We start from the raw sequence: 11,906 nt of genomic DNA, 5'->3' as shown, positions 1-11,906 counted from the left end.
CTTTGAATCAAGGAAACTGAAATGCGCCATCGTCATGGTCTGCGGAAACTGAACCGCACGAGCAGCCACCGTCTGGCTATGCTCCGTAACATGTCCAACTCGCTGATCGAGCACGAAGTCATCAAGACGACGCTGCCGAAGGCGAAGGAACTCCGTAAAGTCGTCGAGCCGCTGATCACGCTCGGCAAGAAGCCGTCGCTGGCAAACCGTCGCCTGGCGTTCAACCGCCTGCGCGATCGTGACTCGGTGGCGAAGCTGTTCGACGTGCTCGGTCCGCGTTTCGCGAACCGTCCGGGCGGCTACCTGCGCGTGCTGAAGTTCGGCTTCCGCGTCGGCGACAACGCACCGATGGCACTGGTCGAGCTGCTCGATCGTCCGGAAGTCGACGAAACGGAAAACGTGCAAGAAGCCGAGTAAGCTTCCAGTACGCAGCAGTATCTGAAAAGGGCCGAGCGATTGCTTGGCCCTTTTTGTTTTTTGTAGTGCCGCGGGCTGCGAAAGATTGTCGCAGCCCGCGGCCGGCAGCGTCGCGCGGGCTGCGCTACGATACGGAACTGTCGTCACGAGCCCTCGATGGGCGAATCGTGGCGGCGCAAGCCGGTAAAAACCAGCCAGGAGGGCGCGTATGGTGGTGTTGATGCTCACGACGGTGCCGGATGCGGCGACGGCTGCGGCGCTCGCCGACGGCGCGCTCGATGCGCGGCTTGCCGCGTGCGTGTCGGAACTCGGTGCGATCAAGTCGCGCTACCACTGGCAGGGCAAGGTCGAGACGGCCGACGAGATCCAGTTGCTGTTCAAGACGAGCCCCATGCGCTCGCTCGAACTGGAGCGATTTATTCTCGCGCATCATCCTTACGAGACGCCGGAAGTCGTCTCGTGGCAGGCGACGGCTTCGGCCGCGTACGGCCAGTGGGTGACCAGCGAAACTCAACGTCTATTTCATGTTTAACGGTATGGCGCTTTCCGTGCGCGTGCGCGCGCTGCGGGTCCTCGCAGTCCTGTTGTCGTTCATGTTCATGCTGGCCGGCGTGTCGGTCGCGCGCGCGGCCGACGATTTTCTCGATCCGTCGGTCGCGTTCAAGTTCAGCGCGAGCGAGTCGCCGGGGCAGGTGGACGTCCGCTTCAAGGTCGCCCATGGCTATTACCTGTACCGCGAGCGGTTCGCGTTCGCTGTGAAGGGCGGGCAGGTGACGCTCGGCGATCCGCAGTTCCCGGCCGGTCACGTGAAGTTCGACCAGACGTTCCAAAAAGAAGTCGAGACCTATCGCGACGAGGTCGTGATTCACGTGCCGGTCAAGCAGGCGGCGGGACCGTTCGAGCTCGCGGTGACGTCGCAGGGATGCGCCGACGAAGGGATCTGCTATCCGCCCGCGGAGCACGTCGTGAAGGTCGACGGTGCGGCGCTGGGCGCGGCCGTGCCGGCCGACGGCGCACCGGCCTCGGGCAACTGGTTCGACAAGGTCACGAGCGCGGATTTCGCGCAGTCGCTGCTCGAGGGGCACGGCTTCTTCACGATCGTCGCGCTGTATTTCGTCGCGGGCGTCGTGCTGAGTCTCCTGCCCTGTTCGTATCCGATGATTCCGATCGTGTCCGCGATCATCATCGGCCAAGGCACGCGGGCGACGCATGCGCGCGGCTTTGCGCTGTCGCTGACGTACGTGGTCGGCATGGCGCTCGTCTATACGGTGCTGGGCATCGCTGCGGCGCTGGTCGGCCAGAGCCTTGGCGCGTGGTTGCAGAACCCGTGGGTGCTCGGCGCGTTCGGCGTGCTGCTCACGGCATTCGCAGTGTCGCTGATTTCCGGCAAGGACATCGCGTTGCCCGAGCGCTGGCAGAACGGCGCGGCCGAAGCTTCGCGCGCGCGGCAGGGCGGTCACTTCGTCGCGGTCGCGGCGATGGGCGCGTTGTCGGCGCTGGTCGTCGGCGCATGCATGACGGCGCCGCTGTTCGCAGTGCTCGCGTTCATCGCGCACACCGGCAATGCGTGGCTCGGCGGTGCTGCGCTGTTCGCAATGGGACTGGGGCTCGGCGTGCCGCTGCTCGTCGTTGGCGTCGGTGCCGGCACGGTGCTGCCGCGCGCGGGCGCATGGATGGATGGCGTGAAGGTGTTCTTCGGCATCGTGCTGCTCGCGGCCGCGCTGTGGATCGTGTGGCCGGTGCTCGCGGGCGGGCTGAAGATGGTGCTCGCTGCGTTGTGGCTGCTCGTCGCGGCTGCGGCGCTCGGCCTGTTCACGCCGCATGCCGGCGCCGCGTCGATCTGGCGCCGACTCGGTCGTGGCCTCGGTGCGGCGCTCGCGATCTGGGCCGCGACGCTGCTCGTCGGGCTCGCGGCGGGCTCCAACGACCCCGTGAAGCCGCTGGCCGTACTCGCGACGCGCACGGTTGCGTCCGGCGATGCGTCGGCAGCCGGACAGGCGGGCCCCGCGTTCGCGTCGGTGCGCTCCAGCGGCGAACTCGACGCGCTGCTGAAGACGTCGGGCCGGCCCGTGATGCTCGACTTCTACGCCGACTGGTGCGTGAGCTGCAAGGAAATGGAGCATCTGACGTTCACCGATTCGCGCGTGCAGGCGCGGCTCGCGCAGCTTCACCTGGTGCGCGCGGATGTCACCTCGAACAATCCGGACGACCAGGCGCTCCTTAAGCGCTTCAACCTGTTCGGGCCGCCGGGCATCATCTTCTTCGATCGCAACGGCAACGAAATCGGCCGCGTGGTCGGCTATCAGGCGGCCGAGACGTTCCTGCGCAGCCTCGATCGCGCAGCGGTGCCGACGGTGTAAGGCGCGCGCGTCCGCCGCACATGGGCGCCCGCTGCGCCCACCGGACCGCAAACGCAGAACGGCGGGACACCGATGAAGTGTCCCGCCGTTTTTCCTGATACTCGCCGTCGTGCGGCTCAGCGCTGCGCTTTCAGCAGACGGGCAGCATCGAGCGCGAAGTACGTGAGGACACCGTCGGCGCCCGCGCGCTTGAATGCGAGCAGCGATTCGAGCACGACCTTGTCGTGGTCGAGCCAGCCATTCATCGCGGCGGCCTTCAGCATCGCGTATTCGCCGCTCACCTGGTACACGTAGGTCGGGAAGCGGAACTCGTCCTTCACGCGGCGCACGATGTCGAGATACGGCATCCCGGGCTTGACCATCACCATGTCGGCGCCTTCGTCGATGTCGAGGCGCACTTCGCGCAGCGCTTCGTCGCTGTTCGCCGGATCCATCTGGTAGGTCATCTTGTTGCCCTTGCCCAGATTGGACGCCGAGCCTACCGCATCACGGAACGGGCCGTAGAACGCCGACGCGAACTTGGCCGAATAGGCCATGATGCGCGTATGGATATGGCCGTCGCTTTCCAGCATCTCGCGGACCGCGCCGATGCGGCCGTCCATCATGTCCGACGGCGCGACGATGTCGACGCCGGCTTCTGCCTGCGCGCGTGCCTGGTCGACCAGGATTTCGATCGTGTCGTCGTTGATCACGTAGCCGTTCTCGTCGAGCACGCCGTCCTGGCCGTGGCTCGTGTACGGATCGAGCGCGACGTCGGTCAGCACGCCGAGTTCGGGGAAACGCTTCTTCAGCTCGCGCACAGCGCGCGGGATCAGGCCTTCCGGATTGGCCGCTTCGCGTCCGTCGGGCGTTTTCAGCGACGGCTCGATGGCCGGGAACAGCGACAGCACGGGCACGCCAAGTTCGACGCACTGCTCGGCGACGTGCATCAGCAGATCGACCGATACGCGCTCGACGCCGGGCATCGACGGGACGGCCTGGCGTTCATTGGTGCCTTCGACGACGAAAACCGGGTAGATCAGGTCGTCGGTGGTCAGGCGGTTTTCGCGCATCAGGCGCCGGGAGAAGTCGTCGCGGCGCATCCGGCGCGGACGATGAAGCGGATGGAAGCTCATGGCGATTTGGCAGAAATCAGGGCAAGAAGGACCTTACGGAACCCTTAGGTCATTTTCGAGATCGTTGGTATATGATAGCGATCGAGCGGCACGCGTCGCGTGCCACTCCCCGCTTCTCCTCCCTGAGCGGGTGCCTGTCGTTATTCGATTAGGCTGTTTGACCCGCCGTTCAACGGCGGGTTTTTTTATGAGCCGGCCGAATCCGCAGGTGCCGTCAGGTGCGCCCGGCCGATCCCGGCCGCGCGTTGCCCGCTCATTGTCCTACAGGCTCGCTTTTTTCGTCGGCGACGGACGGCCGCACCCAGCTCTCGATCAGTTCATGAGCCTCGTCGAGCCCCGTGCGCTTCAGCGCCGAGAACAGCTGGACGGTCAGCTTGCCCTTCACGCCCTGGTCGCGATACGCGTCGAGTCCCTTCTGCGTGTTACGCAGCGCGTTGATGCTTTCCTGGCGCGTCAATTTGTCGCACTTCGTCAGCAGCGTGTGGATCGGCTTGCCGGTCGGCGCAAACCACTCGAGCATCCGGCGATCGAGGTCGGTCAGCGGGCGCCGCGAATCCATCATCAGGATCAGGCCGCACAGCTGCGAACGCGTTGCGAGATAGGACGACAGAAGCATTTCCCAGTGGGCCTTCGCGGCCCCCGGCACTTCCGCGTAACCGTAGCCGGGCAGGTCGACGAGGTTCGCGACGGGCTCGGCGGCCGGGCCGACGGAGAAGTAGTTGATGTGCTGGGTGCGGCCGGGCGTCTTCGACGCGAACGCGAGCCGCTTCTGGTTGCACAGCACGTTGATCGCCGTCGATTTGCCGGCATTCGAGCGGCCGGCGAACGCGATTTCCGGCTGTACCGTCGGCGGCAGGTCGCGCAGATGGTTGACGGTCGTGTAGAAGCGGGCTTGGTGGAGCAAAAAGGCCATGGGGGAAACCGGAGGGACGGGGCGGCGCGAGCCGCTTGGTGGAGGCGGGGTAGCCCCGATAGGCGCGGGAGCTTTCAGCGCGATATTGTACAATACGCCGGTTTTGCCGAAGGGTTGCGGGCGCCTGCCTCGCGCTTTTATGCAGCTTCTGCGGTAGACTGGTCGACGTCGTTTTTTGCAGAACCTCAAATTCCCACAAGACGAAACAGGGTGTGCGAATGAATCGACTGTGCAAGTCTCTGATGGTGCTTCAGGTTGCAGCAGGGTTCGTAGGTTTCGTAGCGGAGGCAAACGCGGCGGATGCGGCAAAGCCGGATCTGGACCGCGGCAAGGCGATTGCCGGGCAAGTCTGCGCGTCGTGTCACGGCGCCGACGGCAACAGCGCATCGGGCAGTTTCCCGAAGCTCGCCGGCCAGCATCCCGAATATCTGGTCAAGCAGTTGAACGACTTCAAGGCCCAGCCGGGCGCGAAGGGGCCGGCGCGGACCAATCCGGTGATGGTCGGGTTCGCGAGCGCGTTGAGCGCGGACGACATGCGCAACGTCGCCGCGTATTACGGATCGCAGACGACGAAGCTCGGCACCGCACGCGACGCGGCGACCGTGCCGATCGGCCAGAAGATCTATCGCGGCGGCATCGCGGAAAAGGGTGTGCCCGCCTGCGCGAGCTGCCACGGGCCGACGGGACAGGGGATTCCGGTCCAGTACCCGCGTCTGTCGGGGCAGTGGGCCGATTACACGGTTGCGCAGTTGACCGCATTCCAGCAGGGTGTCGGCGCGCGCAACAACAACGAGGCGATGCATCAGATCGCATCGCGTCTGTCGGACAACGAGATCAAGGCCGTCGCGGATTACATCGCGGGCCTGCGTTGAACGGACGGTCGCGAATGGAATGACCGGGCGCCCGAAGGGCGGCCGGCGTCAGAACAAGAAAAGGGTGGGGCGCCGCACCGTTGCGGTTGCCTCGCCCTTTTTTGTCAGCACTCGCCGGGCCGTCCCAAGAGTGCTGACCGCCCCCTTGGGGGCAGCGAACATAGTGAGCGTGGGGGCTGTTTCCCCTTAGTCGGAGTTTGAATGAGCGTTACCACGTCGGGGTTGCAGTCGAAGTCGGGTCAAAGTGCGTCCAGGCGCGCAGTCGAGCTGCTGAGCTCGATGCGCTTCGCGATCGCACTGTTGGTGGTGCTGTCGATCGCGAGCATCGTCGGCACGGTCCTGACCCAGGATGACCCATATCCGAACTACGTGAACCAGTTCGGGCCATTCTGGGCGGACATCTTCCGCTCGCTGGGCCTGTACAACGTGTACAGCGCGTGGTGGTTCATGCTGATCCTGATCTTCCTCGTCGTGTCGATCTCGCTGTGCGTGATCCGCAACGCGCCGAAGATGCTCGCCGACGCGAAGAGCTGGAAGGACAAGGTCCGCGAAGGCAGCCTGCGCGCCTTCCACCACAAGGCCGAATACTCGGCGTCCGGTACGCGCGCGACCGTCGCGGCCACGCTCGCCACGTTCGTCACCAAGGCCGGCTACAAGCACGTCGTGCGTGAAACCGACGGCGCGACGCTGATCTCCGCGAAACGCGGCGCGCTGACGAAGTGGGGCTACATCTCCGCGCACCTTGCGATCGTCGTGATCTGTATCGGCGGCCTGCTGGACAGCAACCTGCCGATCAAATTCCAGATGTGGCTGTTCGGCAAGAGCCCGGTCAACACGAGTGCGACGATCAGCGAGATTTCGCCCGACCACCGGCTGTCCGCGTCGAACCCGACGTTCCGCGGCTACGCGTGGGTGCCGGAAGGCCAGTTCGTGTCGACCGCGATCCTGAACCAGCCGAGCGGCTCGCTGATCCAGGACCTGCCGTTCTCGATCCAGCTCAACAAGTTCATCGTCGACTACTACACGACCGGGATGCCGAAGCTGTTCGCGAGCGACATCGTCGTGATCGATCGCGAGACGGGCCAGAAGATCCCGGCGCGCGTCGAGGTCAACAAGCCGTTCACGTACAAGGGCGTGTCGATCTACCAGTCGAGCTTCCAGGACGGCGGCTCGCAGATGGAGATGACGGCCTACCCGATGACGGGCGGCAACGCGAAGACCTTCGCGGTGAAGGGCACGATCGGCAGTACGGCGCCGCTGCAGATGCCGGGCAGCGACGGCGACACGATCGAATTCTCCGACTTTCGCGCGATCAACGTCGAGAACATGGCGGACGCGAACGGCAAGCCGGACGTGCGCGGCGTCGCGAAGACGGAGTCGCTCAAGGAAGCGTTCGACGAGCGGCTCGGTTCGGGCGCGAAGACGTCGAAGCCGATGCAGCTCCACAACATCGGCCCGTCGGTCCAGTACAAGATTCGCGGCAAGGACGGTCAGGCGCGCGAATTCAACAACTACATGCTGCCCGTCGACATGGGCGGCACGCGCGTGTTCCTCGCCGGCGTGCGCGCGAGCCCGAACGATCCGTTCCGGTACATGCGGATTCCGGCCGATAGCCAGGATTCGATCGGCGAATGGATGCGCCTGCGCGCCGCGCTCGAGGATCCGGCTGTGCGTGCCGACGCCGCCGCACGTTTCGCGCAGCGTTCGCTGCCGACGACCGAAGCGTCGCTGCGCGGCCGCCTGCAGGACAGTGCGTTCAAGGTGCTGACCCTCTTTGCCGCGAGCGACGACAGCGTCGGCCGCGGCGCCGACGGTCAGCCGGTCGGCGGCTTCCAGGCTGTGGCGACGTTCATCGACCGCTCGGTGCCGAAGGCCGAGCAGGAAAAGGCGGCCAGCCTGCTGCTGCGCATGCTCGAGGGTTCGATGTGGGAAGTCTGGCAGATCGCGCGCGAGCATGCCGGCGAGCCGGCCGCCCAGCAGGGCGCCGACACGATCCGCTTCGTGCAGAACGCGATCAATGCGCTATCCGACAGCTTCTTGTACGGATCGCCGGTCTATTTGCAGCTCGACTCCTTCAAGCAGGTGCAAGCTTCGGTATTTCAGCTGACGCGCGCACCCGGCAAGAATCTGGTGTATCTTGGCAGCCTGCTGTTGGTCGCCGGCATCTTCTCGATGTTCTACGTGCGCGAGCGGCGCCTCTGGTTCTGGCTCAAGGATGCCGGTTCGGGTGTCGATGTGGTGATGGCGATGTCCACGGCCCGCAAGACCTTCGATTTCGAGAAAGAATTCGTGCAGACGCGCGACGCGGCCGGCGCCGCTTTGCGCGCGACGCCACGCGACGCCGCACCCGCCGGTGCGGCAGCGACTGTCCGTCCGCCTGCCGGCGGCGGTTCCGATTCCGAGAATTCCACCCGGTAACATCATGGATCTCACTCAAGTCTCCTCTTCCCGTTCGGGGCCGGTTCAGGCCTCGAATCCGGCGCCGTTGTTCGACGACCGTCCGTTCCTCGCCCGCCTGTCGATCATCGACTGGCTGTTCGCCCTGGCTCTCGTGGTCGGCGCAGGCTATGCGTTCGTGCATTACAACGAACACATGAATTACTACGACAAGGCGGTGATGATCGGCACGGTGCCGGCGCTTGTCGTGCTCGGCTGGCGCTGGAAGCCCGCGCGGCTGATGATGGCGTCGATCGCGGTGCTGTCGCTGCTGTCGATCCAGATCTACCAGGGCGATCTCGCGCGTGCCGATTCGGCGTTCTTCCTCAAATACTTCCTGTCGAGCCAGTCCGCGATCCTGTGGATGAGCGCGCTGTTCGTGCTCGCGACGATCTTCTACTGGATCGGCCTGCTCGCGCGCTCGGAGTCGGGTTCCGCGATCGGCCAGAAACTGACGTGGGTCGCGGTGCTGATGGGTTTCACCGGCCTGATGGTGCGCTGGTATGAGTCCTACCTGATCGGTGCCGACGTCGGGCATATCCCGGTGTCGAATCTGTATGAAGTCTTCGTGCTGTTCAGCCTGATCACCGCACTGCTCTACCTGTATTACGAAGGCCACTACGGCACGCGCTCGCTCGGCGCGTTCGTGCTGCTGGTCATCAGCGCGGCCGTCGGCTTCCTGATGTGGTACTCGGTCGCGCGCGACGCGCAGCAGATCCAGCCGCTCGTGCCGGCGCTGCAGAGCTGGTGGATGAAGATTCACGTCCCGGCGAACTTCATCGGCTACGGCAGCTTCGCGCTGTCGGCGATGGTGTCGGTCGCGTATCTGATGAAGGAGCGCGGCGTGCTCGCCGATCGTCTGCCGACGCTCGAGGTGCTGGACGACGTGATGTACAAGTCGATCGCGGTCGGTTTCGCGTTCTTCACGATCGCGACGATCCTCGGCGCGCTGTGGGCCGCCGAAGCATGGGGCGGCTACTGGAGCTGGGACCCGAAGGAAACCTGGGCGCTGATCGTATGGCTCAACTACGCGGCCTGGCTGCACATGCGCCTGATGAAGGGCCTGCGCGGCGCGGTCGCCGCCTGGTGGGCGCTCACGGGCCTGCTCGTGACGACGTTCGCGTTCCTCGGCGTCAACATGTTCCTGTCCGGGCTGCATAGCTACGGCAAGCTGTAAGATTTCCGACGTTGGTCCGACAAAAGACCGCCGGCGCACTGCGTGCCCGGCGGTTTTCTTTTGTAACGGGCGGACGGTCCGGGCGTCGAACGGCGCAGGACGGCTCGGGTCGAACACCCATGAAGCGTGCGCGCCGCGCATGCAGGAGGAGCAGCACGATGTGGATCAAACACCCTTTGCGCACCGTACTGACCGGCGGTGATATCGCGCCGAGCGAGATTACGCCGCGCGCGGTGTTCGAGAACCGGCGGCGTGTCTTGCAGGCCGCCGGCCTGGCGGCGGCGGGCGGATTGCTCGGCGGCAGCGGCGCGGCGTTCGCGGCCTATGCGTCGCCGGACGCGCGGGCCGCGAAGCTCGCGGCGAAAACCAATCCGAGGTTCGTCGCGGCCGACAAGGTGACGCCGTTCAAGGACATCACGTCCTACAACAACTTCTACGAATTCGGCACCGACAAGAGCGACCCGGCCCAGAACGCGGGCACGCTGCGGCCGCGCCCGTGGCGCGTGAGCGTCGAGGGCGAGGTGCTGCACCCGAAGGTGTTCGATCTCGATGAACTGCTGAAGCTCGCGCCGCTCGAGGAGCGCGTGTACCGGCTGCGTTGCGTCGAAGGATGGTCGATGGTGATTCCGTGGATCGGCGTGCCGCTGTCCGAGCTGATCAAGCGCGTGCAGCCGACCGGCAACGCGAAATATGTGCAGTTCATCACGCTGGCCGATCCGTCGCAGATGCCGGGGCTGTCGACGCCGGTACTCGATTGGCCGTACTCGGAAGGGCTGCGGATGGATGAGGCGATGAATCCGCTGACGCTGCTGACGATGGGCGTGTACGGCCAGGTGCTGCCGAACCAGAACGGCGCGCCGGTGCGGATCGTCGTGCCGTGGAAGTACGGCTTCAAGAGCGCGAAGTCGCTGGTGAAGATCCGCTTCGTCGACAAGCAGCCGAAGACGAGCTGGAACGCGTATGCGTCGAATGAATACGGTTTCTATTCGAACGTGAACCCGAACGTCGATCACCCGCGCTGGAGCCAGGCGACCGAGCGCCGGATCGGCGAGGACGGCTTCTTCACGCCGAAGCGCAAGACCCTGATGTTCAACGGCTACGGCGATCTCGTCGCGTCGATGTATCAGGGCATGGATCTGAAAAAGAACTTCTGAGCGCGCCGGTGAGAAACGACATCCCTCCTTCGACGCTGACGCCCGCGCGCGCGTCCGGCATGCGCACGGTTGCAGCCGGTGGCGCAGGGGCCGGCACGGCGCGTACCGCCTCGCCGCGCTGGCTTGCGCCCGCCAAGGTGCTGGTTTTCGCGGCCGGCCTCTATCCGCTCGCGCGCGTGGTGCTGTTCGGGCTGACCGACCGGCTCGGCGCGAACCCGATCGAGTTCATCACGCGTTCGACGGGCCTCTGGACGCTGGTGATGCTCTGCGTCACGCTCGCCGTCACGCCGCTTCGGCGCGTGACAGGTGTTCCCGCGTTGCTGCGCTTTCGTCGGATGATCGGCCTGTTCGCGTTCTTTTACGCGATGCTGCATTTCACGACATATCTGTGGTTCGACAAGTGGTTCGACGTGCTTGCGATCCTGAAGGACGTCGGCAAGCGTCCGTTCATCACGGTCGGCTTCGCCGCGTTCGTGCTGCTGATTCCGCTGGCCGCGACGTCGCCGCGCGCGATGGTGCGCCGGCTCGGCCGTCACTGGGCGACGCTGCATCGCGCAATCTATGCGATTGCGCTGTTCGGTGTGCTGCATTTCTGGTGGATGCGGGCCGGCAAGCACAATCTCGCACAGCCGAAGCTCTACGCGACGATCGTAGCGGCGCTGCTCGGCTGGCGGCTGCTTGAATGGGGCTGGCGGCGCATCCGTGCATGACGTGCGCGCCTGGAAAAACAAAAGGCGATGACGGGACGTCATCGCCTTTGTTGCGAACGGAGCCGCGCGAGTGGCGGTGTGCGATTACTGCGCGACAGCCGGACCGGATGCGGGCGTCGCGGCCCTCGACGCATCGCTCGACAGCTCCGGCGACAGCGTGAGTGGCGTGCCGGAAGAATCGGGAATGCTCTCGGACGACGCGTTTTCATCGGTCGGCATGACGTCCGACGGCGGCGTGTCCTGCTGCTGGATGGGCTTCGCCGGCAACGGCGGCACGGTGGGCAGATAGAGCGGGCCGCGTTGACCGCAGCCGGCAAGTATCGCCAAAGCCGCTACAATCGCGCTCATCCGGAAAACGACTCGCATGATCGTCCCTGAACAATTTAACCGATAGAGTTTAGCATGTCCGATACTGAATACCTGGCCCGTGCCGAGGCCGTGCTGGCGGCCGTCGAGCGTACCGTGGATGCCGCGAACGATGGCGATCACGACATCGATCTGGAGCGCAACGGCAGCGTGCTGACGCTGACGTTCGAGAACGGCTCGAAGATCATCATCAATCTCCAGCCGCCGATGAAGGAACTGTGGATCGCCGCGAAGGCGGGCGGATTCCATTACCGTTTCGTGGACGGCGAATGGCGCGACACGCGCACGGGCGCCGAGTTCTTCGCGGCGCTCACCGACTACGCGACGCAGCAGGCCGGTCTGCCGATCACGTTCGGCGCGTAACGTCCGGCACCCGATACGCCGGA

Annotated in this window: 12 protein-coding genes; 9 read left to right on the top strand and 3 right to left on the bottom strand. The window is 65.1% G+C overall.

All coding sequences use genetic code 11. From position 1 onward, the window contains the following. Positions 1-21 precede the first annotated feature (21 nt). The 3 genes from rplQ (at position 22) to dsbD (ending at position 2,777) form a co-directional block, all read left to right on the top strand. On the top strand, positions 22-417 hold the full coding sequence (gene rplQ, locus DIE08_RS24635; protein WP_006477175.1) for a 50S ribosomal protein L17: 396 nt from the start codon (positions 22-24) through the stop codon (positions 415-417). A 208-nt stretch (positions 418-625) separates the two neighbouring features. Further along, positions 626-949: a divalent-cation tolerance protein CutA gene (cutA, locus tag DIE08_RS24630; RefSeq protein WP_124904049.1), complete on the top strand. Its 324-nt coding sequence runs from the start codon at positions 626-628 to the stop codon at positions 947-949. Beyond that, positions 942-2,777 carry a protein-disulfide reductase DsbD gene (gene dsbD / locus DIE08_RS24625; RefSeq protein ID WP_124904047.1) on the top strand — a complete coding sequence of 612 codons (1,836 nt, stop codon included), beginning with the start codon at positions 942-944 and terminating at the stop codon, positions 2,775-2,777. Before cutA ends, dsbD begins: the two co-directional genes overlap by 8 nt. Before the next feature lie 116 nt (positions 2,778-2,893). Here dsbD and hemB read toward each other — a convergent pair whose 3' ends face one another. Continuing rightward, a complete protein-coding gene (hemB, locus tag DIE08_RS24620) occupies positions 2,894-3,892 on the bottom strand; it encodes a porphobilinogen synthase (protein WP_059599779.1) in 999 nt (332 codons plus the stop codon). Positions 3,893-4,145: 253 nt separating this feature from the next. Next, positions 4,146-4,805 (bottom strand): ribosome biogenesis GTP-binding protein YihA/YsxC, encoded by a 660-nt coding sequence (gene yihA, locus DIE08_RS24615; protein ID WP_059599780.1) that lies wholly within the window; start codon positions 4,803-4,805, stop codon positions 4,146-4,148. Between the two features lie 218 nt (positions 4,806-5,023). Here yihA and DIE08_RS24610 point away from each other — a divergent pair, with 218 nt between their 5' ends. The 5 genes from DIE08_RS24610 (at position 5,024) to msrQ (ending at position 11,154) form a co-directional block, all read left to right on the top strand. Continuing rightward, positions 5,024-5,677 carry a cytochrome c gene (locus tag DIE08_RS24610; protein ID WP_059468469.1) on the top strand — a complete coding sequence of 218 codons (654 nt, stop codon included), beginning with the start codon at positions 5,024-5,026 and terminating at the stop codon, positions 5,675-5,677. A 201-nt stretch (positions 5,678-5,878) separates the two neighbouring features. Continuing rightward, complete coding sequence (locus tag DIE08_RS24600) at positions 5,879-8,095, top strand: cytochrome c biogenesis protein ResB (RefSeq protein ID WP_124904045.1); 2,217 nt, start codon at positions 5,879-5,881, stop codon at positions 8,093-8,095. A 4-nt stretch (positions 8,096-8,099) separates the two neighbouring features. Continuing rightward, the gene (gene ccsB / locus DIE08_RS24595) at positions 8,100-9,290 is read left to right on the top strand and encodes a c-type cytochrome biogenesis protein CcsB (RefSeq protein WP_124628074.1); all 1,191 of its coding nucleotides are present in this window, start codon (positions 8,100-8,102) and stop codon (positions 9,288-9,290) included. 158 nt (positions 9,291-9,448) lie between these two features. After that, positions 9,449-10,444: a protein-methionine-sulfoxide reductase catalytic subunit MsrP gene (gene msrP, locus DIE08_RS24590; RefSeq protein WP_124904043.1), complete on the top strand. Its 996-nt coding sequence runs from the start codon at positions 9,449-9,451 to the stop codon at positions 10,442-10,444. Positions 10,445-10,464: 20 nt separating this feature from the next. After that, positions 10,465-11,154: a protein-methionine-sulfoxide reductase heme-binding subunit MsrQ gene (msrQ, locus tag DIE08_RS24585; RefSeq protein WP_124904053.1), complete on the top strand. Its 690-nt coding sequence runs from the start codon at positions 10,465-10,467 to the stop codon at positions 11,152-11,154. A gap of 84 nt (positions 11,155-11,238) precedes the next feature. On the opposite strand, the gene lptM is transcribed toward msrQ, so the two are convergent. Continuing rightward, positions 11,239-11,520, bottom strand: a complete 282-nt coding sequence (gene lptM / locus DIE08_RS24580; RefSeq protein ID WP_124628070.1) for an LPS translocon maturation chaperone LptM — start codon at positions 11,518-11,520, stop codon at positions 11,239-11,241. A 36-nt stretch (positions 11,521-11,556) separates the two neighbouring features. Between lptM and cyaY the strand changes: the two genes are divergently transcribed. Beyond that, positions 11,557-11,883, top strand: coding sequence for an iron donor protein CyaY (gene cyaY, locus DIE08_RS24575; RefSeq protein WP_059599785.1), 327 nt, complete (start codon positions 11,557-11,559; stop codon positions 11,881-11,883). Positions 11,884-11,906: the final 23 nt, after the last annotated feature.

Source organism: Burkholderia sp. Bp9004 (assembly GCF_003858025.1).
Taxonomy (GTDB): Bacteria; Pseudomonadota; Gammaproteobacteria; order Burkholderiales; family Burkholderiaceae; genus Burkholderia; species Burkholderia diffusa.
Note: the sequence above shows the minus strand (reverse complement) of the source record. Positions and strands in the feature narration are given on the sequence as shown.

What these genes read in the sequence shown, in the direction of transcription:
- rplQ (WP_006477175.1), top strand. Translation starts at nt 22, where the DNA reads ATGCGCCATCGTCATGGTCTGCGGAAACTGAACCGCACGAGCAGCCAC.
- cutA (WP_124904049.1), top strand. Translation starts at nt 626, where the DNA reads ATGGTGGTGTTGATGCTCACGACGGTGCCGGATGCGGCGACGGCTGCG.
- dsbD (WP_124904047.1), top strand. Translation starts at nt 942, where the DNA reads ATGTTTAACGGTATGGCGCTTTCCGTGCGCGTGCGCGCGCTGCGGGTC.
- hemB (WP_059599779.1), bottom strand. Translation starts at nt 3,892, where the DNA reads ATGAGCTTCCATCCGCTTCATCGTCCGCGCCGGATGCGCCGCGACGAC.
- yihA (WP_059599780.1), bottom strand. Translation starts at nt 4,805, where the DNA reads ATGGCCTTTTTGCTCCACCAAGCCCGCTTCTACACGACCGTCAACCAT.
- DIE08_RS24610 (WP_059468469.1), top strand. Translation starts at nt 5,024, where the DNA reads ATGAATCGACTGTGCAAGTCTCTGATGGTGCTTCAGGTTGCAGCAGGG.
- DIE08_RS24600 (WP_124904045.1), top strand. Translation starts at nt 5,879, where the DNA reads ATGAGCGTTACCACGTCGGGGTTGCAGTCGAAGTCGGGTCAAAGTGCG.
- ccsB (WP_124628074.1), top strand. Translation starts at nt 8,100, where the DNA reads ATGGATCTCACTCAAGTCTCCTCTTCCCGTTCGGGGCCGGTTCAGGCC.
- msrP (WP_124904043.1), top strand. Translation starts at nt 9,449, where the DNA reads ATGTGGATCAAACACCCTTTGCGCACCGTACTGACCGGCGGTGATATC.
- lptM (WP_124628070.1), bottom strand. Translation starts at nt 11,520, where the DNA reads ATGCGAGTCGTTTTCCGGATGAGCGCGATTGTAGCGGCTTTGGCGATA.
- cyaY (WP_059599785.1), top strand. Translation starts at nt 11,557, where the DNA reads ATGTCCGATACTGAATACCTGGCCCGTGCCGAGGCCGTGCTGGCGGCC.